Genomic DNA, 23,846 nt, shown 5'->3' on the forward strand with positions numbered 1-23,846 from the left:
CGAGGGGATTTATCCCCGCTGGGCTGCGTAGCAGCCCGTCCATGGGCCAATCCAATTTGCCAGACAGACCGAGTTGACCGTTTTCGGGGCTGCTACGCAGCCCAGCGGGGATAAATCCCCTCGCCACAGAAGCGGGCACCAACATTTCTCCATCTATCGCTGCCGCCGGTTTCAGGTTGCCAGCCCTGTAAACCCCTCCTAAGATCGATGCACTCAAGGGTGCAGCGGAGCTGCCCGACAAAACCCGATTCAAGGATCTGACATGACCCATGTAAAACGCTCTATCACCACCCCGCCCCGAACAGGCCTGACCCGGGAAGACCTCTGGGAAGGCCAGGACAAGGGCCTGATCAAGTGCTGGGAAATCGGCCGCGACCGGGCGCTGAAGTTTCCCGAGCTGGCGCAGCGTTGCCTGGCCGGTGAATTGCCGGTGCTCGGCTGGAAAGGCGGTGTCAGTCGCAGCCTGAAGAAAAACGAAAAGTTCGGCTGCCTCAAGTACCTCGCCCAATGGCAGGGCCTGCGCGGTGAAGACCTGGACATCGATCTGTCCCAGGACCGCACCCTGACCTGCTCCAGCACGAACATGATCGTGACCTTCACGCCGGATCGGGCCAAATATGTGAATCAGGACCCCGCATAACGGCAACCGAGCCGTGCAGGAGACCGACATGAACCAGGCGCCCAGAATCAACTTCGCGGTGACGCCTCTGCTGCGCATCGCCTACGAAGAGCACGGCCCCGCCAGCGGCGCCCCAGTGATCCTGCTGCACGGTTTCCCTTACGACCCCAGGGCCTTTGATGAAGTCGCACCGGCCCTGGCCCAGCGCGGCTATTGGGTCATCGTGCCGTACCTGCGCGGCTACGGCACGACCCGGTTCAATAACCCGAGCATCCTGCGTTCCGGTCAGCAAGCAGCGCTGGCCCAGGATCTGCTGGACCTGATGCAGGCACTCGCCATTCCCCAAGCAGCGTTGTGCGGCTACGACTGGGGCGGGCGGGCCGCGTGCATCGTGGCGGCGCTGTGGCCCGAACGGGTTCGCTGCCTGGTGACCGGGGATGGCTATAACGTGCAGGACATTCCCCGATCGACTCAGCCGCTGGACCCTGAGACCGAGCACAGATTGTGGTACCAGTATTACTTCCACAGCGCCCGGGGCGTCGAGGGCCTGACGCAGAACCGGCGCGAACTGTGCCAGTTGCTCTGGCGCCTGTGGTCACCGACCTGGACACGCGGCACAGCGCTGTATCCCCTCAGTGCCCCGTCCTTCGACAACCCGGATTTCGTCGAGGTGGTGATTCATTCCTACCGTCATCGCTTCATGTACGCACCGGGCGACCCGACGCTGGAGTGGATGGAGGAACGACTGACCGCGCAACCGGCCATCAGCGTGCCGAGCATCTCCCTGTGCGGTGCCGATGACGGCGTTGGACCTGCACCTGAGTTCGACGAAGACGCCGAACATTTCAGCGGTGTCTACGAGCGTCGAGTGCTCGCCGGTGTCGGCCACAACATTCCCCAGGAAGCCCCCCAGGCCACGCTCAGGGCGTTGCTGGATCTGCTTGAGGGCTGACCGCGAAACGCTCGCGATACGCCTGGGGCGTCACACCCATGGCCCGCAGGAAGCTGCGGCGCAGGGTTTCTTCGCTGCCAAAGCCGCATTGCACCGCGACCCGCTTGATCGGCAGTGCTGTGTCGGCCAGCAGCCGGCGCGCGGTCTCCACGCGAATCAGCTCCACCGCCCGCGCCGGCGTCTGGCCGGTGTCGGCACGGTAGTGACGCACGAAACTGCGCTCGCTCATCCCCGCCTCTGCCGCCAGATTCGGCAAGCCCAGGTCCTGGGTGAGGTTTTCCGCGATCCAGGCGTGCAGATCGTCAAAACGACTGCCCTGATTCTGCAATGACAAGGTCACGCTGAACTGCGATTGACCGCCCGGGCGCTTGAGGAACACCACCAGTTGCCGGGCGACTTCCAGGGCGATGGCGCGACCCAAATCGTCCTCCACCAGGGCCAACGCCAGGTCGATGCCGGCCGTAACGCCCGCCGAAGTCCAGACCGGGCCGTCGTTGATAAAAATCGGGTTGGGTTCGACCCGCAGTTGCGGGTGCTGCCGGGCCAGTTGTTCGCAACGGGTCCAGTGCGTGACCACTCGGCGTCCGTCCAACCAACCGCTGGCGGCCAGCAGGAACGCCCCGGTGCACACCGACGCCACGCGCCGCGAGCGCAGACCATGGCCCCTGACCCAGGCCACCAGCGCCGCGTCCTGCGCCGCCTCGTACACTCCCCAACCGCCGGCGATGAGCAATGTGTCGCTACCCTCGCTCGGCAGCGGCTCGGCCATAAGCGCGAGCCCCGCCGACGACATCACCGCCCCGCCACCGGCAGCAATCACGGTGGGTGCGTAAGGCAACGGCAAGCCTTGCTGGCGTGCCAGGTCGTTGGCCGAAGCAAAGACCTGCAAGGGCCCGGTGACATCTAGCACCTGCACGTTGGCAAAGGCCAGTACATGAACGGTTTTCGGTGGGTTTGGCATATTGGCGTAATTCGTGGGCTTATTGGCGTATACGCCAGAGCCTACGGGCCTAAAGTTAAACCGTCCACCCCTCAGGCATCACTTCAGGAGAAAGCGCCATGGCGTTGCAGATCGGTTTTCTGTTATTCCCCCAGGTTCAACAACTGGACCTCACCGGCCCTTATGACGTGCTCGCCTCGCTGCCAGACGTGAAGGTGCACCTGATCTGGAAAGACCTGGCCCCAGTCACCGCCAGCACCGGGTTGGTACTCCTACCGACCACCACGTTCGAGAAGTGCCCCAAGCTCGACGTGATCTGCATCCCAGGCGGCAGCGGCGTCGGGCCGTTGATGGAAGATGAGCAGACCTTGGCGTTCATCAAGCAACAGGCGGCCCACGCGCAGTACATCACCTCCGTGTGCACCGGTTCGCTGGTGCTTGGCGCGGCGGGTTTATTGCAGGGTAAACGGGCCACCACCCATTGGGCTTATCACAGTCTGCTGCAAACCTTGGGCGCCACACCGGTCAAGGACCGTGTGGTACGGGACGGCAACCTGTTCACCGGTGGTGGCATCACCGCCGGGATAGATTTTGCCTTGACCCTGGCGGCCGAACTGTTCGACCAGGACACCGCCGAGCTGGTCCAGCTACAGCTTGAATACGCCCCGGCCCCGCCGTTCACCGCCGGCGGCCCGGACACTGCACCGTCCCAAGTGTTGGCAGAAGCCAACCGACGTGCAGCAGAGTCGTTTCGAGTGCGCTCGCAGATTACTCAACGGGCAGCGGCGCGATTGGCACTGCAATAACGATTAACGCCAATCAGTCCCCCAAAAAAAGGTGGTGAGGGGTTTTATCCCCTCACCACACAAGACATGAAGAATCTCCTGCCGCATCGATTCAATTCAGAACGGGCTGGCCGTCGGGCGCACCACCAGTTCGCTGACGTCCACATCGTCCGGCTGTTCAATGGCGTAGGCAATCGCCCGGGCAATCGCCTCGGCGGGAATGGCGATCCGGCGAAACTCGCGCATCTCGGCGCGCCCACCTTCATCGGAAATACTTTCGGCCAACTCCGACTCGGTTACGCCAGGAGAAATCACCGTCACCCGCACGTCACCACCGACCTCCTGGCGCAACCCCTCGGAAATCGCTCGCACGGCGAACTTGGTGGCGCAGTACACCGCCGCCGTCGGGCTGACCGTGTAGGCACCAATGGAAGCAATGTTGATGAACTGGCCACTGCGCTGGCGTTGCATCAAAGGCAAACCGGCGGCGATGCCGTGGAGTACGCCACGAATGTTGACGTCGATCATGCGATCCCACTCGTCAACTTTCAGCGCCTCGAGTTTGGAGAGCGGCATGACCCCGGCGTTGTTGACGATCACATCGACCTTGCCGAATCGCTCGACAGCGAAGTCGATCAGGCTCTGCACATCATCACGGCGCGTCACGTCCACGGCTTTGCAAGCAGCCTGCTGGCCGTCGGCTTCAAGTTCCTGCACCAGCGCCTGCAAGCGATCGACGCGTCGCGCACCCAGCACCACTCGTGCGCCCCGGGCAGCCAGCAACCGTGCGGCGGCTTCGCCAATACCGCTGCTGGCGCCGGTGATCACCACAACTTTGTTTTGAATAGCGGACATGATGGTTTCCTCGTCTGGATGTATGGCCCCCCGATGGGAGCGTTTTGACAGGTCCAGATTAGGGAGCAGATCCGTGTCTGGGTTAGCCGGATCCTCCTGCGCCCTTGCACGATCCTGTAGCGATAAAACCGCCTCTGGTCGCCGGGCGCACAATCGGCTTTACTAGCGCGGTCCACCCATTTGGCCAGGGAGATAGATCGGCATGTCGGTATCCACGTCCATACACGTAACGCCTGAGGACGGCGTCAACCAGCGCCGCACCGAACTGGCGGAACTGATGAAGCGCTTCGCCCCGGAATTCGGCGTTCATCCCACCGCCATCGAGACCTTGCACCTGATCCGTAGCGACCAGCCCACCGAAGCCCTGCACACGATCCACAAGCCCGGTTTGTGCGTGATCGTCCAGGGGCGCAAAGAGGTTCGGCTGGCGGATGAATGCTACGTCTATGATTCGCTCAACTACCTGGTGGTCTCGGTCACCCTGCCGCTGGCGGGTCAGGTGATCGAAGCCAGCCCCGAGCGCCCCTACCTGTGCATTCGCCTGGATATCGACCCGGCGCAGATCTGCCGTCTGATCGCCGACGCAAGCCCCATTGGGGTACCGGCCCAACGGACCGATCGAGGACTATTCCTGGACCGCATCGACGCGCCGCTGCTCGATGCGGTGTTGCGTTTGCTGCGGCTGTTGGAGAGTCCGGACGATATCGCCACGCTCGCGCCCTTGGCCCAACAGGAAATTTTCTACCGCCTGCTACGGGGTGCACAGGGCCAGCGCTTGCACGAAATTGCCATCCCCGACACGCAAACCCACCGTATCAGTCGCGCAATCGAGTGGCTCAACAACCATTATGCCGAGCCGCTGAGCATCGATAGCCTGGCACAAATGATCAATCTCAGCCCTTCGGCATTGCACCATCGCTTCAAAGCCGTGACCGCCATGAGCCCGCTGCAATACCAGAAACAGCTGCGCCTGCAGGAAGCCAGACGGCTGCTGCTGGCGGAGAACAGCGACGTTTCGTCAATCGGCTACAAAATGGGCTATGAAAGCCCCTCGCAGTTCAGCCGCGAATACAGCCGTCTATTCGGGGCCTCGCCGAGCAAGGACATCGCCCGGCTACGTGCCGAGGCCTTGCAGATGAGTCGCGCCTGATCCTGCACACAAACAGGATCAGGCAAACCAAGGGCAGTATCCGTCTAACGGCGTCCCCCTCCTCGCCCCTACTCTGAACCCATGCAGCAAGACTACCGTCCGGGCTGCAACGGGTTCAGCAGATCGCGACATCTGGACGACCCGGCACTCAACCCCTTTTGATATGACCGGAGTCATCGCCATGAAAACTTTCAGTTCCTTGATCGCCGTTACCACTTTCGTCCTGAGCGTCAGTGCCTTTGCCCTGCCCAGCCAGCAGCAGGACCGTTTTTTTACGCAAACGCTCGGATATCAGCAGCCTGTGGCCGCTGATGGTTCGGACCGCACGCCTGGGCAGACTCTTGCCGCTGATGGTTCGGACCGCACACCTGGGCAGGCACTTGCCGCTGATGGTTCGGATCGCACACCTGGGCAGGCACTTGCCGCTGATGGTTCCGACCGCACACCTGGGCAGGCACTTGCCGCTGATGGTTCCGACCGCACACCTGGGCAGGCACTTGCCGCTGATGGTTCCGACCGTACCATGGCGCGACGCCTGGCTTGATAGGTCGGCTTTTCTGCAGACGAAAAAAAACCCGCCGAGGCGGGTTTTTCCAAGACCATCACGACTCCCTGTCGATAGCCATCCTTGCAAGGTCGATCGTCCCTGATCCTGAAGCACTCCCTGTGCTTCAGTGGTTGAGTACAGATTACGCATCGGATCCAAAGCGCAACAGACGATATAGCAACCATGGCGTGTAAGACATTCGCTATAGCAGCCCTTCCGTAAACCCTTAGATGCACGGGCACTGAGGATCAGGCCTTGGCCAGGAATGCTTCGATATTCGCCATCTGCTCGTCCCAACCACGGCTGTCCATACGAAAAGCCTTAAGCCGACGCGCCTCCGGGATACCGTTAAAGCCCGACTCCACCACTTTGAGCAAGGTGCCGCCATCCATGTCTTCAAGTTCGAACTGAACCCTCGTTTCGGGTTCCTGAGAGTAGTCCACCTGCGGTTCAATGGCGTACGGATGCCAGCGAAACGAAAAAACCCGCTCCGGCTCGACCCGCTCTACCGCAACGTCCCAGATAAGGTGTTCATAACCAGGATAGGTGATCTGCCCCTGGGTACGCTCGCCCGCGACAAATCGTCTGCCTTCAAGCGCGACGCCGAACCATTGACCGAAGGCTTCGGCATTGGCCAAGGCCCGCCAGACCTGAGAGCGCGGCGCCTTGAGCAGAATTTTTCTTTCGATGCGATCAGATGAATGCATGAGTCACCTCCTGTGTTCAACCCTAGGCCTGTAAGACCACGAGGCCAACCAGAAAGTTGTATCGACCCAGCGTTTGGGTACACTCCTTCGGCATTTAGAAATCCCATCAAGGAGAGATCGACCATGTTCCCACGCTTGTTTCTGGGCCTGACGCCGCTGCTTTTTATCAGTATTGTCCAAGCCGATGACTGCGCCAATGCTAGCACCCAGGGAGCAATGAACCAGTGCGCAGCCCAAGAGAACAAAGCCGCTGACGACGAGCTGAACAGTCTGTACAAGCAGATCACTGCACGCCTTAAAGATGACCCGCAGGCCAAGCAGCTACTGGTCAAGGCACAGCGGGCCTGGATCAGCTTCCGTGACGCCGAATGCAATTTTTCTGCCTCCGGAGTCGAAGGGGGTAGCGTCTATCCGCTGGTCCACAGCAATTGCGCCACAGCCGTAACCAAGGCCCGGGTCGAGACGCTCAAGACCTACCTCAAGTGCGAAGAAGGTGATCTGAGCTGCCCGGTCCCTGGGGCTTAACCATTGATGCAAAAAAAGGATGACCTCTTCAGGTCATCCTTTTTTTTCGGCACAAAAACAAAACCCCTACCTGCGTCAGCAGATAGGGGTTTCGGAATTTAATCTTGACGATGACCTACTCTCACATGGGGAAACCCCACACTACCATCGGCGATGCATCGTTTCACTACTGAGTTCGGGATGGGATCAGGTGGTTCCAATGCTCTATGGTCGTCAAGAAATTCGGTAGCCAGCGCGTGCCTTGCGGTCACGTTCCAGCAAATGGGTATGCGATAGCTTTGTGTGTTGTGCGAACTTTCGGTTCATAGCGTCTTCACACACCGCAATCTGGTGCCCTGTATCGGGTCAGCAAATTGCTTGGGTGTTATATGGTCAAGCCTCACGGGCAATTAGTATGGGTTAGCTCAACGCCTCACAGCGCTTACACACCCCACCTATCAACGTCGTAGTCTTCGACGGCCCTTCAGGGGACTCAAGGTCCCAGTGAGATCTCATCTTGAGGCAAGTTTCCCGCTTAGATGCTTTCAGCGGTTATCTTTTCCGAACATAGCTACCCGGCAATGCCACTGGCGTGACAACCGGAACACCAGAGGTTCGTCCACTCCGGTCCTCTCGTACTAGGAGCAGCCCCTCTCAAATCTCAAACGTCCACGGCAGATAGGGACCGAACTGTCTCACGACGTTCTAAACCCAGCTCGCGTACCACTTTAAATGGCGAACAGCCATACCCTTGGGACCGGCTTCAGCCCCAGGATGTGATGAGCCGACATCGAGGTGCCAAACACCGCCGTCGATATGAACTCTTGGGCGGTATCAGCCTGTTATCCCCGGAGTACCTTTTATCCGTTGAGCGATGGCCCTTCCATACAGAACCACCGGATCACTAAGACCTACTTTCGTACCTGCTCGACGTGTCTGTCTCGCAGTCAAGCGCGCTTTTGCCTTTATACTCTACGACCGATTTCCGACCGGTCTGAGCGCACCTTCGTACTCCTCCGTTACTCTTTAGGAGGAGACCGCCCCAGTCAAACTACCCACCATACACTGTCCTCGATCCGGATAACGGACCTGAGTTAGAACCTCAAAGTTGCCAGGGTGGTATTTCAAGGATGGCTCCACGCGAACTGGCGTCCACGCTTCAAAGCCTCCCACCTATCCTACACAAGCAAATTCAAAGTCCAGTGCAAAGCTATAGTAAAGGTTCACGGGGGGTCTTCCGTCTAGCCGCGGATACACTGCATCTTCACAGCGATTTCAATTTCACTGAGTCTCGGGTGGAGACAGCGCCGCCATCGTTACGCCATTCGTGCAGGTCGGAACTTACCCGACAAGGAATTTCGCTACCTTAGGACCGTTATAGTTACGGCCGCCGTTTACCGGGGCTTCGATCAAGAGCTTCGCGTTAGCTAACCCCATCAATTAACCTTCCGGCACCGGGCAGGCGTCACACCCTATACGTCCACTTTCGTGTTTGCAGAGTGCTGTGTTTTTAATAAACAGTCGCAGCGGCCTGGTATCTTCGACCGGCGTGGGCTTACGCAGCAAGTGCTTCACCCTCACCGGCGCACCTTCTCCCGAAGTTACGGTGCCATTTTGCCTAGTTCCTTCACCCGAGTTCTCTCAAGCGCCTTGGTATTCTCTACCCAACCACCTGTGTCGGTTTGGGGTACGGTTCCTGGTTACCTGAAGCTTAGAAGCTTTTCTTGGAAGCATGGCATCAACCACTTCGTCACCCAAAGGGTAACTCGTCATCAGCTCTCGGCCTTAAGATCCCGGATTTACCTAAGATCTCAGCCTACCACCTTAAACTTGGACAACCAACGCCAAGCTGGCCTAGCCTTCTCCGTCCCTCCATCGCAATAACCAGAAGTACAGGAATATTAACCTGTTTTCCATCGACTACGCTTTTCAGCCTCGCCTTAGGGACCGACTAACCCTGCGTCGATTAACGTTGCGCAGGAAACCTTGGTCTTTCGGCGTGGGTGTTTTTCACACCCATTGTCGTTACTCATGTCAGCATTCGCACTTCTGATACCTCCAGCAAGCTTCTCAACTCACCTTCACAGGCTTACAGAACGCTCCTCTACCGCATCACCTAAGTGATACCCGTAGCTTCGGTGTATGGTTTGAGCCCCGTTACATCTTCCGCGCAGGCCGACTCGACTAGTGAGCTATTACGCTTTCTTTAAAGGGTGGCTGCTTCTAAGCCAACCTCCTAGCTGTCTAAGCCTTCCCACATCGTTTCCCACTTAACCATAACTTTGGGACCTTAGCTGACGGTCTGGGTTGTTTCCCTTTTCACGACGGACGTTAGCACCCGCCGTGTGTCTCCCATGCTCGGCACTTGTAGGTATTCGGAGTTTGCATCGGTTTGGTAAGTCGGGATGACCCCCTAGCCGAAACAGTGCTCTACCCCCTACAGTGATACATGAGGCGCTACCTAAATAGCTTTCGAGGAGAACCAGCTATCTCCGAGCTTGATTAGCCTTTCACTCCGATCCACAGGTCATCCGCTAACTTTTCAACGGTAGTCGGTTCGGTCCTCCAGTTAGTGTTACCCAACCTTCAACCTGCCCATGGATAGATCGCCCGGTTTCGGGTCTATTCCCAGCGACTAGACGCCCTATTAAGACTCGCTTTCGCTACGCCTCCCCTATTCGGTTAAGCTCGCCACTGAAAATAAGTCGCTGACCCATTATACAAAAGGTACGCAGTCACCCAACAAAGTGGGCTCCCACTGCTTGTACGCATACGGTTTCAGGATCTATTTCACTCCCCTCTCCGGGGTTCTTTTCGCCTTTCCCTCACGGTACTAGTTCACTATCGGTCAGTCAGTAGTATTTAGCCTTGGAGGATGGTCCCCCCATATTCAGACAAAGTTTCTCGTGCTCCGTCCTACTCGATTTCATGACTAAGAGATTTTCGCGTACAGGGCTATCACCCACTATGGCCGCACTTTCCAGAGCGTTCCGCTAATCTCAAAGCCACTTAAGGGCTAGTCCCCGTTCGCTCGCCACTACTAAGGGAATCTCGGTTGATTTCTTTTCCTCAGGGTACTTAGATGTTTCAGTTCCCCTGGTTCGCCTCTTGCACCTATGTATTCAGTACAAGATAACCATCTTATGATGGCTGGGTTCCCCCATTCAGACATCTCCGGATCAAAGTCTGTTTGCCGACTCCCCGAAGCTTTTCGCAGGCTACCACGTCTTTCATCGCCTCTGACTGCCAAGGCATCCACCGTATGCGCTTCTTCACTTGACCATATAACCCCAAGCAATCTGGTTATACTGTGAAGACGACATTCGCCGAAAATTCGCATGCTCTAAGAGCAACTCACAAATTTTACCTTAGCCTGATCCGTTACCAGTGAAAGTAACGTCCAGTCTATCTTTCTATCACATACCCAAATTTTTAAAGAACGATCTAATCAAAAGACTAGAAATCAACATTCAGCACCGTCTTGGTGGAATGCTCATTTCTAAGCTTTAAACGTTGGTGCCAATCTGTAATGGTGGAGCCAAGCGGGATCGAACCGCTGACCTCCTGCGTGCAAGGCAGGCGCTCTCCCAGCTGAGCTATGGCCCCGTATTTCTACAGGGAACACCATGAAATTGGTGGGTCTGGGCAGATTCGAACTGCCGACCTCACCCTTATCAGGGGTGCGCTCTAACCAACTGAGCTACAGACCCAATCGTCTTCTTCAATGAATCAAGCAATTCGTGTGGGAGCTCATGAAGCAGCTGCGGTCGTCGATTAAGGAGGTGATCCAGCCGCAGGTTCCCCTACGGCTACCTTGTTACGACTTCACCCCAGTCATGAATCACACCGTGGTAACCGTCCCCCCGAAGGTTAGACTAGCTACTTCTGGTGCAACCCACTCCCATGGTGTGACGGGCGGTGTGTACAAGGCCCGGGAACGTATTCACCGCGACATTCTGATTCGCGATTACTAGCGATTCCGACTTCACGCAGTCGAGTTGCAGACTGCGATCCGGACTACGATCGGTTTTGTGGGATTAGCTCCACCTCGCGGCTTGGCAACCCTCTGTACCGACCATTGTAGCACGTGTGTAGCCCAGGCCGTAAGGGCCATGATGACTTGACGTCATCCCCACCTTCCTCCGGTTTGTCACCGGCAGTCTCCTTAGAGTGCCCACCATGACGTGCTGGTAACTAAGGACAAGGGTTGCGCTCGTTACGGGACTTAACCCAACATCTCACGACACGAGCTGACGACAGCCATGCAGCACCTGTCTCAATGTTCCCGAAGGCACCAATCCATCTCTGGAAAGTTCATTGGATGTCAAGGCCTGGTAAGGTTCTTCGCGTTGCTTCGAATTAAACCACATGCTCCACCGCTTGTGCGGGCCCCCGTCATTCATTTGAGTTTTAACCTTGCGGCCGTACTCCCCAGGCGGTCAACTTAATGCGTTAGCTGCGCCACTAAGAGCTCAAGGCTCCCAACGGCTAGTTGACATCGTTTACGGCGTGGACTACCAGGGTATCTAATCCTGTTTGCTCCCCACGCTTTCGCACCTCAGTGTCAGTATCAGTCCAGGTGGTCGCCTTCGCCACTGGTGTTCCTTCCTATATCTACGCATTTCACCGCTACACAGGAAATTCCACCACCCTCTACCATACTCTAGCTCGACAGTTTTGAATGCAGTTCCCAGGTTGAGCCCGGGGATTTCACATCCAACTTAACGAACCACCTACGCGCGCTTTACGCCCAGTAATTCCGATTAACGCTTGCACCCTCTGTATTACCGCGGCTGCTGGCACAGAGTTAGCCGGTGCTTATTCTGTCGGTAACGTCAAAACACTAACGTATTAGGTTAATGCCCTTCCTCCCAACTTAAAGTGCTTTACAATCCGAAGACCTTCTTCACACACGCGGCATGGCTGGATCAGGCTTTCGCCCATTGTCCAATATTCCCCACTGCTGCCTCCCGTAGGAGTCTGGACCGTGTCTCAGTTCCAGTGTGACTGATCATCCTCTCAGACCAGTTACGGATCGTCGCCTTGGTGAGCCATTACCTCACCAACTAGCTAATCCGACCTAGGCTCATCTGATAGCGCAAGGCCCGAAGGTCCCCTGCTTTCTCCCGTAGGACGTATGCGGTATTAGCGTCCGTTTCCGAGCGTTATCCCCCACTACCAGGCAGATTCCTAGGCTTTACTCACCCGTCCGCCGCTCTCAAGAGGTGCAAGCACCTCTCTACCGCTCGACTTGCATGTGTTAGGCCTGCCGCCAGCGTTCAATCTGAGCCATGATCAAACTCTTCAGTTCAAACATCTTTGGGTTTTGAGAAAACCCTAAACTTGGCTCAGCAATCGTTGGTTACATCTTTGATTTCTCGCGGAGTAACTTGTGATGCTGATAATCTGTTGACTAGCAGTCTGACTCCACAAGCACCCACACGAATTGCTTGATTCAGTTGTTAAAGAGCGGTGGATTGAGCCTTTCGCCTCAACCGAGGCGCGCATTCTACAGCGCCCGGTGTATCTGTCAAGCGGTTATTTTAAGAAGTTTTCAAAGTTTCCTCTGCAACTTCAACCACTTGCGCTTCCGATCTCTCGTTAGCGGGAGGCGAATTCTACAGCGTTACTCGCTGCTGTCAACACCTCTTTTTGACCGCTTTCGATCGAGAAGATCGAATCGTTAACGGAGCCAGAAAAACCGCCCCACTAACTGCTTCCCAAGCTTCGATAACCTGAAGCCCTGCGCTGCCTAAAATCGTTTAACTCATTGAAACTCAAGGAGTTTTCGTTTCGACTGCGCCGGAAGTGGGGCGAATTATAGACCTCCAGAATTTGCCGTCAACCCTTAATTTGATTTTTCTATCCAGCCAGAAGCACCTCGCTGAAATCCTCCTTATATATAGACGGAATCGCTGCGATTGCGCAGTATATTGCGCAAACCAGCCTTCCCCCCCGCTTTTATCTTGGACGACGCTTAGCAATGACTCTCCCACATCGCAGCCTGGCAACCACTCTTTACCCGGTCGCCCTTCTATTGATTGCCATGGCATCCATCCAGTCGGGAGCTTCACTTGCCAAAAGCATGTTCCCGGTTGTGGGCGCACAGGGCACCACGACGCTGCGGCTTATCTTTGCCAGCCTCATCATGCTGTTGTTGCTGCGACCATGGCGCGCCAAACTCTCAGCTCAATCCCTGCGCACCGTGATCGTTTACGGGATGGCGTTGGGCGGCATGAACTTTCTTTTCTATATGTCGCTGCAAACGGTTCCGCTGGGAATTGCCGTGGCACTGGAATTTACCGGTCCTCTGGCGGTTGCCATTTACGCTTCGCGGCGAGCCATCGATTTTCTCTGGATTGCCCTGGCGATCACCGGCCTGCTTCTATTGATACCCACTGGAGCCACCAGCAGCGGTATTGACCTGGTCGGCGCCGGTTATGCCCTGGGTGCGGGATTCTGCTGGGCACTGTACATCCTGTTTGGCCAGAAGGCTGGCGCGGACAACGGCGTGCAAACCGCCGCACTGGGGGTAATGATCGCGGCCCTCTTCGTCGCGCCCATCGGTATCGTCCACGCAGGGGCCGCATTACTGACGCCGAGCCTGATTCCGATCGCCATTGGCGTCGCCATTCTGTCCACTGCCCTGCCCTACACGCTGGAGATGATCTCCCTCACACGGATGCCAGCCCGTACTTTCGGCACACTCATGAGCATAGAACCCGCCTTCGGTGCGCTCTCAGGACTGGTGTTTCTTCAGGAATACTTATCCCTGGCTCAATGGGCCGCCATTGGCTGCATCATCCTGGCGTCAGTCGGCGCAACGCTGACGATGGGTAGCGCCGCGAAGCCCGCCATCGCGGTTGATTGAGGCAGGATTTAACGAAGCTCTGGTATTTACCGCACATTTAGGCCATGTTTAGCCCGTAACCTAATGTCAGACATGGAATTTTCATACAGGACGTCACGAACGCTTAAAGCAAAAGCGAACACAATCGCAAGCAGACATAAGATCCGCGGCGGTGATAAGGACGGGAATGAAACGAATTTTGATATTGATCGTTGTGCTTGCAATTGCGGGCTGCGCAGCGACAACAAAGACTGAAGTCAAACGCGGTAAAAAGGGTTTGCACATCAACTGCTCCGGCTTGTCCTCGTCCTGGGAACAATGCGCCGCCAGCGCCGCCAACTCATGCGCCCCCAAAGGTTACAGGGTGATCGCAAAGTCGGGCGACGCTGTCGAGGAGCCGGGGGATTATCCTTTCGGACTCAACCCCGCCGGCTATACCAGTCGCAGCATGATCGTCATCTGTAAATAGGCAGCGGGTCAGTCCGGCCGCTGCTGGGCTATTCGACGACTGATCTCATCATGACTGGACTTGAGGACATCACGCTGGACCTCTGGCGTGGCCAGCATGCGGGCGACAACCAACGCGCCCACGCATTGCGACAGAATGGCCCAGGCCAGGCTTTCGCTTCCCAATATCCGCGCCCAGCTTCCATGCAAACGACAGATCCATGTTTGCGCCGCCTCCCTCACCTGCACGTCGGACCGCGCGATCTCAGCGCCCAGCACCGGCAGCGCGCACCCCGCCTCCGGCTGTTCGACGTGGCTCATGCTCAGGTACTGCTTGAGACATCGCTCCAGTTTCTGTGAGTCCAGAACCTTCTCACCACTCAAGCGCTCCAGGCTTTGCGCCAACTCTCGCTCGACGATCGTCTTGAAAAGCTCATCCTTGGATGAGAAGTGACTGTAGAACGCCCCGCCGCTCAAGCCGATCGCCTTCATCAGGCCATCGACACCGACAGTGGAAAACCCCGATTTCTTGGCGGACATGGCACTGCTGGCGAGCAGTTTCTCTCGGGTCTCCAATTTGTGATTGGCTGAATAACGCATATATCTGGCCTCTGATTGCCCACCTTGACGCTTGCCGGATCTTAGCATAACGTCCGTTTAGCTAACGATCGTTTACCAATGAGGCTAATCATGAATAACAAGAAGGTCGTACTGGTTGTTGGCGCAGGCGATGCCACCGGAGGCGCAATAGCCAAACGTTTTGCGCAGGAAGGTTTCGTGGCCTGTGTTACCCGCCGCAGCGCTGACAAACTCGCGCCATTGGTCGATTCAATTCGGGCTCAGGGCGGTGATGCGCATGGTTTTGCCTGTGACGCGCGCAAGGAAGACGAGGTGGTCGCGCTGATCGAGCAAATCGAAAGCCAGATCGGTCCGATTGAAGCCTTTGTATTCAACATCGGCGCCAACGTGCCCTGCAGCATCCTTGAAGAGACCGCGCGCAAATATTTCAAGATTTGGGAGATGGCCTGTTTTTCCGGTTTCCTCAATGCTCGGGAAGTGGCCAAACGCATGGCCTCGCGCCAGCGCGGGACGATTCTGTTTACCGGGGCCACGGCGGGATTGCGCGGGGCTTCAGGGTTCGCCGCCTTCGCTGGGGCCAAACATGGCATCCGCGCATTGGCCCAAAGCATGGCCCGTGAACTGGGGCCGATGAATATTCATGTGGCCCATGTGGTGGTGGACGGCGCCATCGACACCGACTTCATCCGCGATAACTTTCCGGAAAAATATGCAACCAAGGATGCGGACGGCATTCTCAATCCCGAACACATCGCCGACAACTATTGGTATCTGCACGCCCAACCCCGCGACGCCTGGACCTTCGAGCTGGACCTGCGGCCCTGGAGCGAACGCTGGTAAACCGCCCCCCTCACAATAACAAGAGCGCAGATACCATGAGCAAATCCGTGGAGTTTTTCTTCGACCTCGGCAGCCCGACCACCTACCTGGCCTATACCCAACTACCGACCCTGTGCGCGCAAACCAACAGCCAGTTGATCTACCGTCCGATGCTGCTTGGCGGCGTCTTCAAGGCGACTGGCAATGCGTCACCGGTTACCGTGCCGGCCAAGGGGCCTTATCTATTCAAGGATTTGAATCGCTTCGCCAACCGCTACGGCGTTGACTTCAAGCTCAATCCGCACTTCCCGATCAATACGCTGTTACTGATGCGCGCCGTGACCGGCATGCAACTGCACCATCCGGAACGATTCGAGGCCTTCATCGATTGCCTGTTTCGCGCCCTGTGGGTGGACGGCCGCAATCTCAACGACCCGGCAACAGTCGCGGAGGTGTTGAACCAGGGCCATTTTGATCCCGATCATGTGCTGGCCCTGACGAGCAACGAGCAGGTCAAGGAAGCACTCAAGATCACCACCGAAGAAGCGATTAAACGGGGCGTGTTCGGCGCCCCGAGCATGTTCGTCGGCGACGAGCTGTTCTTCGGTCAGGATCGGCTGGACTTCGTCCGTGAAGCCCTGGGCTGATGCCTTAGGTCAGATCGCCAGCGTCCGCGTGTTCAGCCATTGCAGCGCGTCGCCTTCCAGCAACGGGCTCAATCGACGCTGAACCTCGGCGTGGTAGGCGTTGAACCAGTCTTTTTCGTCCTGGGTCAGCAAGGACGGCTCCAGGCAACGCGTGTCGATCGGGCACAGGGTCAGGGTTTCGAACTCGAGGAAGTCGCCGAACTCACTGCTCCCCGCCTCGCGATTCAACACCAGGTTCTCGATGCGTACCCCCCAACGGCCCGGACGATAAGTGCCCGGTTCGATAGAGGTGATCATGCCCGCCTGCATCGCTGTTTGCGGCGCGACGGCGGCCTGATAGGCAATCACCTGCGGGCCTTCATGAACGTTGAGAAAGTAACCGACGCCGTGGCCAGTGCCGTGCCCGTAATCCACCTGCTCGGCCCAGATCGGCGCGCGAGCGATGGCGTCCAGCAAGGGCGACAGAATGCCCCGTGGAAATTTGGCGCGAGACAAGGCAATCACACCCTTGAGCACGCGAGTGCAATCCCGCTTCTGCTCCACGGTAGGCGTTCCGACTGGCACCATACGGGTGATATCGGTGGTACCACCCAGGTATTGGCCGCCAGAATCGATCAGCAGCAAGCCATCGCCCTCGATGACCGCGTGGGCTTGCTCCGTGGCGTGGTAATGGGGCATCGCGCCGTTGGCGTTGAACGCGGCAATGGTATTGAAGCTCAGTGAGACAAATTCCGGCCGGCGTGTACGGGCGGCGGTCAGGTGCTCATCGATGGTCAGTTCGGTAATGCGCTCGCGACCCCAGGCGCTTTCCAGCCAGGCAAAGAACTCGCAAAGCGCCGCACCGTCCTGCTCCATGGCCCGACGAATGTGCTCGGCGTCGGCCAGGCTTTTGCGAGACTTGGCCAGCGTCGTAGGGTTGAGTCCCTCGACCAGCTTCACGCCACTGTCCAGATTATCCAGCAAACCGACCGTGACCCGCGCCGGATCGATCTGCAGGCTCGCGCCACTGGGCACTTCCCGTAATGCGGCCGCCGCTTCGCTGTAATCACGCAGGGTCACGCCGTCCTGTTCAAGAACGGCACGCAGCGACGCATCGACCTTATCCAGGGCCACGAACAGCGTTGCCTGTTGCTGGCTGATCAAGGCAAAGGAAACGAATACCGGGTTGAACGACACATCCGCACCGCGCAAGTTGAACAGCCAGGCGATGTCATCCAGCGTGGCGATGAAATGCCACTGGGCACCGCGCTCCTTGAGGGTTTCCCGCAGCTTGGCGAGTTTCTCGACCCGGCTGACGGTCGCCTGCGGCGGCAGATGGGCATAAACCGGTTGGCTCGGCAGGCTTGGGCGGTCGCTCCAGGCCTCCTTGAGCAGATCCATGTCGGTGCGCAACCGCGCCCCGCGTGCCTGAAGCTTGTCGCTCAGGGTCCGGGCCGAGGCCACAGCCATGACCGCGCCATCAACCGCCACCGCTGCGCCTTCAGGCGTCTGTTCGGCCAGCCAATCCAGCGGGCCAGCCTGACCGGGAATGAGCTTGACCAGTTCAATACCGCTGCCTTCAAGCTCCTTGGTGGCCTGCTCCCAATAACGGCTGTCCGCCCAGACGCCCGCGAAGTCCGCCGTGACGATCAGAGTCCCAACCGAGCCATGAAACCCTGACAGCCATTGCCGTCCTTGCCAATAGCCCGGCAGGTATTCCGACAGATGCGGGTCGGCCGATGGCACCAGCAATGCGTGAATGCCTTCGCGATTCATCAATTGGCGGATTCGGGCCAGGCGCTGGGGAACCAGTCCATGGGTCAAAGGCTCGGTACTCATCGTTTCTCCTGCTCGTAAAATAGTGTTGTTCGCTTGCACCAAGGGCTCTGGATATCAACCACAGCGACTGATCAGCGAGCTTAACAGGCATCCGCCCCAAGCTCAGCCCTTAGCCGATGCTTTCGAGCAGCAACGGATACAACGAGGCGACCAATAACAGCGCCATCCCCCAGTTGAACAGGCGCAGCCAGCGACGATCACGCAAAAGATTGCGTAACAGGCTGCCGCACACCACCCACAGGCTCACGCTCGGCAGGTTGATCAGGGCAAACACCGCAGCGATAACCAGCACATTGAAGAAATAACCTTGAAGCGGCGTGTAGGTGCTGATGGCGCCGATGGCCATGATCCAGGCCTTGGGATTGACCCACTGAAACGCCGCCGCGCCCCAATAGCTGATGGGCGTGCTGTCCCCTGGCCGGTTTTCAGAGACCGGCCCGGAGTGGGCGATTTTCCACGCCAGGTACAACAGGTAGGTCGCACCCACGTAGCGCAGTACGGTGTAGAGCAGAGGGTAGGTCTGGAACACCGCGCCCAGGCCAAGCCCCACCGCCAGCACCAGGGAAAAGAAGCCGCAGGTGATGCCCAGCATGTGAGGAATCGTGCGGTTGAAACCGAAATTGACGCCCGAGGCCAGCAACATGGTGTTGTTGGGACCGGGGGTGATCGAGGTCACCAGGGCAAACAGGGCGAAGCCCAGCAACAGGTCAAGCGAAAGGGTCATGGCAGGCATATCCAATGGGACGGTCAGTCAAGTCATGACCCTACCCCACGTCCTGAGCCAAACCCATGGACAGTTAGGCAAAACTTCGAGCAGTACAGTCCTCAGCTCGGCCGCCCAGACCGCTTCATGGCTCGCTCGGCGCTCATTTGCCCCTGGTCGTCGAATCCCACGTTTTTCTGCGAAGGACCGAGCAACTCGGCTTTTTTCGCGTGATATTCCTCAAACGACAGGCCCCGGCGATTCAAGGCTTCAAGGGCCAGTTCACGGGTTTCTTCGGCGGTGTAGGGGCGCAACTCCGGCGACGAAGAGGCGCAGCCGCTCAACACAGTGGCCGTTAACAGCAGCAAAACAGCAAAAGTCCGATTCATGGCAAGTATCCAATGTTCTGAAGTGGGGCGATGAACAAAGGCTACCCGCCGCCTTCACGCGGCAGAAATCAACCCGTTTGATAGTGGGTATTGCTGGCTCGGATCGTCCGCTGCGCTTAACCGACCAACTGGCAATGCAGGGCGTTGTCGGCACTGCGTTCGATGTTGCGCAACACCTGGAACGAGCCGAATGTCACGGCCTTGGCCCTGTGGGCCTGGATCAGCCGCCAGAAATCCTGCTCACCACGCTCGAAACTCTGAAACGCCGCTTCGCCCGCCTCGCGGTTTTGCCAATGCAAATAGTTGAGAACCCGTCGTCCGTCCTCGCTGACCTGGATACTGGCACTCAGAAATCCTGCATGCCCCCGGGCCAGCCGCTCGGTCTGCTCTGACAGGGCCGTCACCAGCGCCTGTTGCCATTGAGGTTCGATGTCGAACTCCATCAACTGGGTAAAACTCTGATTGTTCCTTGGTGATTGCATGAAAGGTCCTCGCTGTACGTAGGGCGGATCTTGCGGTCCGATGGCGTGCAGGGTAAAACCTCTAGTTAACTCAAGGTCAAGCAGAGAATGCAGGCGATGACACAGATAAACGTCCACAAGGAACTCACCGTCGGCCAAGTGGCCGCCCGCAGTGGCGTGGCCGTCACCGCCCTGCACTTCTATGAATCCAAGGGGCTGATCAAAAGTAATCGTAACCAGGGCAACCAACGCCGCTATCCACGGGAAGTGTTGCGACGTGTGGCGCTGATCAAGGTCGCCCAAGGCCTTGGCATTGCGTTGGCCGAAATCGGCAGCGCCTTGAAAACCTTGCCCGACGACCGCGCCCCAACGGCGAACGACTGGAAGATCCTCTCAGCCCAGTGGAGCCGCGAGCTGGATCAGCGCATCAACCACTTGATGGCGCTGCGCGATCGACTCAACGGTTGCATCGGTTGCGGCTGCCTGTCGATGGAAGGGTGCCCGCTGCGTAACCAGGGCGATGTGTTGGGCAAGCGCGGGCCGGGAGCGCATCTGCTGGACGCGCCGTGAAACGTTCGTCGGGTCATGCGCCGCCCCCAAGTCGCTGTCCTATAGTGGATGGGCGCAAATCGGCGAGGCCCTCTTCGCCTCCCCATAACAACAAGGAGAAACGTCATGGGTGTCAAAGCCATTCCTGAAGGTTTCCATAGCATCACGCCCTACCTGGGCATTCAAAAAGCCGCTGAAGCCATCGAGTTCTACAAAAAAGCCTTCAATGCCACCGAGGTCATGCGCCTGGACATGCCGGACGGGGGCGTCGGTCATGCCGAGCTGCGGATTGGCGATTGCCCGATCATGCTCGGCACGCCTTGTGATCAAGGGCCGTTGGGTAACCCCGAGCAATCGGTGCCGGTAGGCCTGCATCTCTATGTCGAAGATGTGGACAATGCGTTCGCCCAAGCGATTGCCGCCGGTGGCACGGTGATCTCCGAGGTCAAGGATCAATTCTATGGTGATCGCAGCGGCACCTTGAAAGACCCCTTTGGGCATGTGTGGTTTCTGGCTACGCACAAGGAGGATCTGACTCAGGAGCAGATTGAACAGCGGGCCAGGGAGATGTTTCAACAGCAGGGCTGACCTGCTCTGGTGGCGAGGGGACCTATCCCCTTGCCACAGTTTTGCGTTTTCCGTCCATGCGGTTTGCTTGAGCCAGGGCGGGAAATACATCCGGTTCGCAAACGCGAAACATTTTCTTTCATCTTTCGCTTCGGGATTTCCATCGCTCGTTCGTCTTAATTAGATGCAGCAGGTCGCGTCGGCAAAAGCCACGGCCGGCTTTTCAGGGTTCAGGGGATTACGAAGCCCGTAATACCGAGCCTTTCATCGAATCAAGACGTTCAAATCATGTCGAAGAAATCCCGCTCCAAACTCTGGTTTCTGGTTCATAGCTGGCTGGCACTGCCCATCTGGTTTTTCGTCCTCATCGTTTGCGTCACCGGCACGCTGGCGGTGGTCAGCCAGGAGATCGTCTGGCTGGTCAATCCCGAGATGCGCGCCAGCAAACCCTCGGACGACGCAGCGCTGCTCAGCTACGACCAGGTCGTCGCCGCCATCAAGCAAGCCCAGCCGCAAACCCAGGTGCAGAGCATCGTACGCCCGGATGAGTCGCATTTTGCCCTGGAGGTCGGCGTGACCTACCCCGACGGGCGCCCCGACAAGATCTACGTCAACCCATACAGCGGCATCGTCCAGGGCTCGGCGCCGACGTTCAATTTCAGAGGTTTTACCCGTGCCCTGCATGGCTGGTGGCTGGTACCGTTCACCAATGGTTACAGCTGGGGATGGTACCTGGTGTCACTCCTCGGCCTGCCGCTGCTGGCATCCCTGGTGACCGGGCTGGTGGTCTACAAGCGTTTCTGGAAGGGTTTTTTCCGTCCGACCCTGCGGATCCGCCACGGCGCACGCATTTTCTGGGGCGATTTCCACAGGCTCAGCGGCATCTGGTCGATCTGGTTCATCGCGGTCATTTCCATTACCGGCACCTGGTTCCTGATCGAGGCGTTGCTGTCGGACAACCAGATTTCCATTTCCAGCGCACCGGTCATTCCGGTGGTGTCACGTGAAAGTGTCCCACTGTCAGCCGACGGTACCGCGCCATCACAACTGAACCTGGACCGCGCGATTGAAATCGCCCGCCAACAAATCCCTGGCCTGGAAACCAGCTTCGTCAGCCTGCCCGGCAACGCTTACAGCCACTTGGAAATCGGTGGACGCGGTTGGTATCCGCTGATGTTCCAGACCGCCACCATCAATCCCTATAACGGTGAGGTCGCCGCCTCGCGACTGCTGTCGGACCGCACAGCGCTGGAATTCGTCACCGAATCCATGCGTCCGTTGCACACCGGGGACTTCGGCGGCCTCTGGATCAAGCTCATCTGGTTCTTCTTCGGTTTGATCATGAGCATGATGGTCCTCAGCGGACTGCTGATCTGGACCAAACGCACCGCCCTGGCTACCGCGAATGCCTTCAAGCGCAGCCAAAAACCTTCCCGGCAAGCTCGAACTGCGCCGTTGTTGCAGCCGTCCATCCACCGTGAATCGCCGGAGGGCAACCTGTGACCCCGTCCACCACCGCGCAGCCATCGCGTTTAAGTGTGTTCTGGCAAAAATGGCGCTTTCACCTCAACGTTCTGCTATTGCTGATCCCACTGGGTTTCATGCCCAAGTACTTCTCCGAAGCCGCGTTGTTCCGCGGTGATGCCGGGCTGGGTGAGCGGGAGGTCGGTGAAGTCCAGGTCGGCCCCTGGAGCCTGCGCCTTGCAGAGTTTCGCGACGAAGCGCCACGTCTCGATGGACCGGCAGGCCATATGAAGCACTTCAACGCAGCGCTGTGCCAAAGCTGCATCAGCCAGGTCAAGGCTACTTATCTACGTATCGGCAAACCTCGCAGCCTGCGGGCCGCCGGGGTGATTTTCTTCGGCTCGCCCTATCGCATGGGCGCCTTGTTGCCGGTGCCGCAAAAGACCCGGCTCGACGCCGAACTGTGGATCACCCTTGAAGGCTGGGACGGCTCGATGCACCAGGCTTCCATACCCCTGAGCCAGGCCTCGCCGGCCACCATCGCCTGGCTGAAAACCCAAGGAGCCCAACCATGACTGCCCGCGGCTATCTCAACAGCCTGGTGCTGCTGTTCTGCGCAGGTGCCAGCAGCAACGCCCTGGCCCATAACCCGATGTGTGAATGCAAGGCCATCGACGCCGAGCAGATCCAGTGCACCGGCGGTTTTTCCGACGGCAGTGGCGCGCCCGGCGTGACCCTGGATGTGATCGGCTACGACGAAACCATCCTGGTGCCGGGCAAGCTCGGCGCCGATTCGACGCTGACATTCAAGAAGCCCAACGCCGAGTTCTACGTACTCTTCGACGCCGGCCCCGGCCACGTGGTGGAAATCGACCAAGCCGATATCGAGGCCCCATGAGCAATCCCACCACCCAAGTGATCCGTCCCGCCGGCGCCGGCCATGAAACCCTGTATGTGTTGCTGCTGTGCCTGATCATCATTCTGGTGGCCGGATCGGTGGTGGCCTGGCACGGCGAAACCCATGACGTCAGCGAGGTGCCTGCCCATCAAGTTGACGCCCGCCGCGATCTCAGCGCTGCCGAGCAAGGCATCTATGCCGACCTGCGGGTGACCCTGGATGAGATCCGTCTGCTACGCGAAGAGCAACAGTCCCTGCCCACCCCGCAAATCCTGGCCGAAGAGGGCTTTGCCCCGTTCGCTCAGGATGCCAGTTCCGTCAGCCGAGGCGGACATGTCTGGCAGCAGGTGGAGAACCGGGCCTACTTCGGCGCCAGTGCAAATCCATCCGTCGCCGGTTCATTTCTGATGCGCATCGGCGAAGCATCCGACGCCGTCCCGGACATCTGGCTCAATCGCGGCAACAGCGTCGCCGTCTCCAGCGATCTGGACGACACCGCTTTGTCCGCCGCCGGCTGGAAGCAGATCGTCGCGCAGTTCGACGCCGGCGTAACCCGCCAGCACCGGCACTGACCCCACGTCCTCATTCGAGAGAAG

Annotated in this window: 24 protein-coding genes, 2 tRNA genes and 3 rRNA genes; 16 read left to right on the forward strand and 13 right to left on the reverse strand. The window is 58.2% G+C overall.

The features are described from left to right. The first annotated feature begins 262 nt into the window (after positions 1-262). Positions 263-640: a hypothetical protein gene (locus PSH91_RS18255; protein WP_305466402.1), complete on the forward strand. Its 378-nt coding sequence runs from the start codon at positions 263-265 to the stop codon at positions 638-640. Positions 641-668: 28 nt separating this feature from the next. Beyond that, the gene (locus PSH91_RS18260) at positions 669-1,571 is read left to right on the forward strand and encodes an alpha/beta fold hydrolase (RefSeq protein ID WP_274091399.1); all 903 of its coding nucleotides are present in this window, start codon (positions 669-671) and stop codon (positions 1,569-1,571) included. Here PSH91_RS18260 and PSH91_RS18265 read toward each other — a convergent pair. After that, positions 1,540-2,532: a GlxA family transcriptional regulator gene (locus tag PSH91_RS18265; protein ID WP_305466406.1), complete on the reverse strand. Its 993-nt coding sequence runs from the start codon at positions 2,530-2,532 to the stop codon at positions 1,540-1,542. The two genes, PSH91_RS18260 and PSH91_RS18265, sit on opposite strands and share 32 nt — an antisense overlap. A 98-nt stretch (positions 2,533-2,630) precedes the next feature. Here PSH91_RS18265 and inhA point away from each other — a divergent pair, with 98 nt between their 5' ends. Further along, positions 2,631-3,317 (forward strand): isonitrile hydratase, encoded by a 687-nt coding sequence (gene inhA / locus PSH91_RS18270; RefSeq protein WP_305466408.1) that lies wholly within the window; start codon positions 2,631-2,633, stop codon positions 3,315-3,317. Positions 3,318-3,413: 96 nt separating this feature from the next. On the opposite strand, the gene PSH91_RS18275 is transcribed toward inhA, so the two are convergent. After that, complete coding sequence (locus PSH91_RS18275; protein ID WP_047230449.1) at positions 3,414-4,151, reverse strand: SDR family oxidoreductase; 738 nt, start codon at positions 4,149-4,151, stop codon at positions 3,414-3,416. 202 nt (positions 4,152-4,353) lie between these two features. Between PSH91_RS18275 and PSH91_RS18280 the strand changes: the two genes are divergently transcribed. Both PSH91_RS18280 and PSH91_RS18285 read left to right on the forward strand, forming a co-directional pair. Then, the gene (locus PSH91_RS18280; protein WP_076383875.1) at positions 4,354-5,301 is read left to right on the forward strand and encodes an AraC family transcriptional regulator; all 948 of its coding nucleotides are present in this window, start codon (positions 4,354-4,356) and stop codon (positions 5,299-5,301) included. 163 nt (positions 5,302-5,464) lie between these two features. Continuing rightward, positions 5,465-5,845: a hypothetical protein gene (locus tag PSH91_RS18285; protein WP_370695165.1), complete on the forward strand. Its 381-nt coding sequence runs from the start codon at positions 5,465-5,467 to the stop codon at positions 5,843-5,845. A 251-nt stretch (positions 5,846-6,096) separates the two neighbouring features. Here the strand turns inward: PSH91_RS18285 and PSH91_RS18290 are convergent, their stop codons facing one another. Next, positions 6,097-6,555, reverse strand: a complete 459-nt coding sequence (locus PSH91_RS18290) for an SRPBCC family protein (RefSeq protein WP_047230567.1) — start codon at positions 6,553-6,555, stop codon at positions 6,097-6,099. A gap of 123 nt (positions 6,556-6,678) precedes the next feature. Between PSH91_RS18290 and PSH91_RS18295 the strand changes: the two genes are divergently transcribed. Next, entirely contained in the window at positions 6,679-7,080 is a 402-nt protein-coding gene (locus tag PSH91_RS18295; protein WP_047230566.1) for a lysozyme inhibitor LprI family protein, read from the forward strand. A 102-nt stretch (positions 7,081-7,182) separates the two neighbouring features. Here the strand turns inward: PSH91_RS18295 and rrf are convergent. From rrf to PSH91_RS18320, 5 genes are all read right to left on the reverse strand, one after another. Next, positions 7,183-7,298: ribosomal RNA gene (gene rrf / locus PSH91_RS18300) — 5S ribosomal RNA — on the reverse strand. 150 nt (positions 7,299-7,448) lie between these two features. Beyond that, a 23S ribosomal RNA gene (locus PSH91_RS18305) occupies positions 7,449-10,341 on the reverse strand. A gap of 248 nt (positions 10,342-10,589) precedes the next feature. Continuing rightward, a tRNA-Ala gene (locus PSH91_RS18310) sits at positions 10,590-10,665 on the reverse strand. A gap of 27 nt (positions 10,666-10,692) precedes the next feature. After that, positions 10,693-10,769: transfer RNA gene (locus tag PSH91_RS18315), tRNA-Ile, on the reverse strand. Positions 10,770-10,834: 65 nt separating this feature from the next. Further along, a 16S ribosomal RNA gene (locus PSH91_RS18320) occupies positions 10,835-12,370 on the reverse strand. Together the 16S, 23S and 5S rRNA genes with 2 tRNA genes alongside form the textbook arrangement of a ribosomal RNA operon. A 672-nt stretch (positions 12,371-13,042) precedes the next feature. Between PSH91_RS18320 and rhtA the strand changes: the two genes are divergently transcribed. Together rhtA and PSH91_RS18330 are read left to right on the forward strand one after the other, a co-directional pair. Further along, positions 13,043-13,930: a threonine/homoserine exporter RhtA gene (rhtA, locus tag PSH91_RS18325; RefSeq protein ID WP_076383873.1), complete on the forward strand. Its 888-nt coding sequence runs from the start codon at positions 13,043-13,045 to the stop codon at positions 13,928-13,930. Between the two features lie 166 nt (positions 13,931-14,096). Beyond that, entirely contained in the window at positions 14,097-14,378 is a 282-nt protein-coding gene (locus PSH91_RS18330) for a hypothetical protein (RefSeq protein WP_047228298.1), read from the forward strand. An 8-nt stretch (positions 14,379-14,386) separates the two neighbouring features. Here the strand turns inward: PSH91_RS18330 and PSH91_RS18335 are convergent, their stop codons facing one another. Further along, complete coding sequence (locus PSH91_RS18335; RefSeq protein ID WP_076383872.1) at positions 14,387-14,956, reverse strand: TetR/AcrR family transcriptional regulator; 570 nt, start codon at positions 14,954-14,956, stop codon at positions 14,387-14,389. A 90-nt stretch (positions 14,957-15,046) separates the two neighbouring features. On the opposite strand from PSH91_RS18335, the gene PSH91_RS18340 reads away from it, so the two are divergent. Together PSH91_RS18340 and PSH91_RS18345 are read left to right on the forward strand one after the other, a co-directional pair. After that, a complete protein-coding gene (locus PSH91_RS18340; RefSeq protein ID WP_047228296.1) occupies positions 15,047-15,775 on the forward strand; it encodes an SDR family oxidoreductase in 729 nt (242 codons plus the stop codon). 35 nt (positions 15,776-15,810) lie between these two features. Further along, on the forward strand, positions 15,811-16,401 hold the full coding sequence (locus tag PSH91_RS18345) for a 2-hydroxychromene-2-carboxylate isomerase (RefSeq protein WP_076383870.1): 591 nt from the start codon (positions 15,811-15,813) through the stop codon (positions 16,399-16,401). A gap of 9 nt (positions 16,402-16,410) precedes the next feature. Here PSH91_RS18345 and PSH91_RS18350 read toward each other — a convergent pair whose 3' ends face one another. The 4 genes from PSH91_RS18350 to PSH91_RS18365 all read right to left on the reverse strand — a co-directional run bounded on the left by PSH91_RS18350 (position 16,411) and on the right by PSH91_RS18365 (position 19,793). Continuing rightward, positions 16,411-18,219, reverse strand: coding sequence for an aminopeptidase P family protein (locus tag PSH91_RS18350; RefSeq protein ID WP_305466417.1), 1,809 nt, complete (start codon positions 18,217-18,219; stop codon positions 16,411-16,413). A gap of 109 nt (positions 18,220-18,328) precedes the next feature. Next, the gene (locus PSH91_RS18355) at positions 18,329-18,943 is read right to left on the reverse strand and encodes a LysE family translocator (RefSeq protein WP_076383868.1); all 615 of its coding nucleotides are present in this window, start codon (positions 18,941-18,943) and stop codon (positions 18,329-18,331) included. A 101-nt stretch (positions 18,944-19,044) separates the two neighbouring features. After that, a complete protein-coding gene (locus tag PSH91_RS18360) occupies positions 19,045-19,311 on the reverse strand; it encodes a hypothetical protein (RefSeq protein ID WP_047228292.1) in 267 nt (88 codons plus the stop codon). 116 nt (positions 19,312-19,427) lie between these two features. Continuing rightward, positions 19,428-19,793, reverse strand: coding sequence for an antibiotic biosynthesis monooxygenase (locus PSH91_RS18365; protein ID WP_047228291.1), 366 nt, complete (start codon positions 19,791-19,793; stop codon positions 19,428-19,430). 96 nt (positions 19,794-19,889) lie between these two features. On the opposite strand from PSH91_RS18365, the gene soxR reads away from it, so the two are divergent. The 6 genes from soxR to PSH91_RS18395 all read left to right on the forward strand — a co-directional run bounded on the left by soxR (position 19,890) and on the right by PSH91_RS18395 (position 23,822). Then, positions 19,890-20,342: a redox-sensitive transcriptional activator SoxR gene (gene soxR / locus PSH91_RS18370; RefSeq protein ID WP_305466420.1), complete on the forward strand. Its 453-nt coding sequence runs from the start codon at positions 19,890-19,892 to the stop codon at positions 20,340-20,342. Between the two features lie 105 nt (positions 20,343-20,447). After that, a complete protein-coding gene (locus tag PSH91_RS18375) occupies positions 20,448-20,909 on the forward strand; it encodes a VOC family protein (RefSeq protein ID WP_305466422.1) in 462 nt (153 codons plus the stop codon). A gap of 267 nt (positions 20,910-21,176) precedes the next feature. Next, positions 21,177-22,391 (forward strand): PepSY domain-containing protein, encoded by a 1,215-nt coding sequence (locus tag PSH91_RS18380; RefSeq protein ID WP_047228289.1) that lies wholly within the window; start codon positions 21,177-21,179, stop codon positions 22,389-22,391. Further along, the gene (locus PSH91_RS18385) at positions 22,388-22,927 is read left to right on the forward strand and encodes a hypothetical protein (RefSeq protein WP_047228288.1); all 540 of its coding nucleotides are present in this window, start codon (positions 22,388-22,390) and stop codon (positions 22,925-22,927) included. Before PSH91_RS18380 ends, PSH91_RS18385 begins: the two co-directional genes overlap by 4 nt. Further along, positions 22,924-23,250, forward strand: coding sequence for a hypothetical protein (locus PSH91_RS18390; protein ID WP_173406721.1), 327 nt, complete (start codon positions 22,924-22,926; stop codon positions 23,248-23,250). The genes PSH91_RS18385 and PSH91_RS18390 overlap by 4 nt, the downstream gene beginning before the upstream one ends. Then, positions 23,247-23,822 (forward strand): DUF6162 family protein, encoded by a 576-nt coding sequence (locus PSH91_RS18395; protein WP_139049503.1) that lies wholly within the window; start codon positions 23,247-23,249, stop codon positions 23,820-23,822. The genes PSH91_RS18390 and PSH91_RS18395 overlap by 4 nt, the downstream gene beginning before the upstream one ends. Positions 23,823-23,846 lie beyond the last annotated feature (24 nt).

It is taken from the genome of Pseudomonas sp. FP1154 (assembly GCF_030687245.1).
Classification (GTDB): Bacteria; Pseudomonadota; Gammaproteobacteria; order Pseudomonadales; family Pseudomonadaceae; genus Aquipseudomonas; species Aquipseudomonas rhizophila.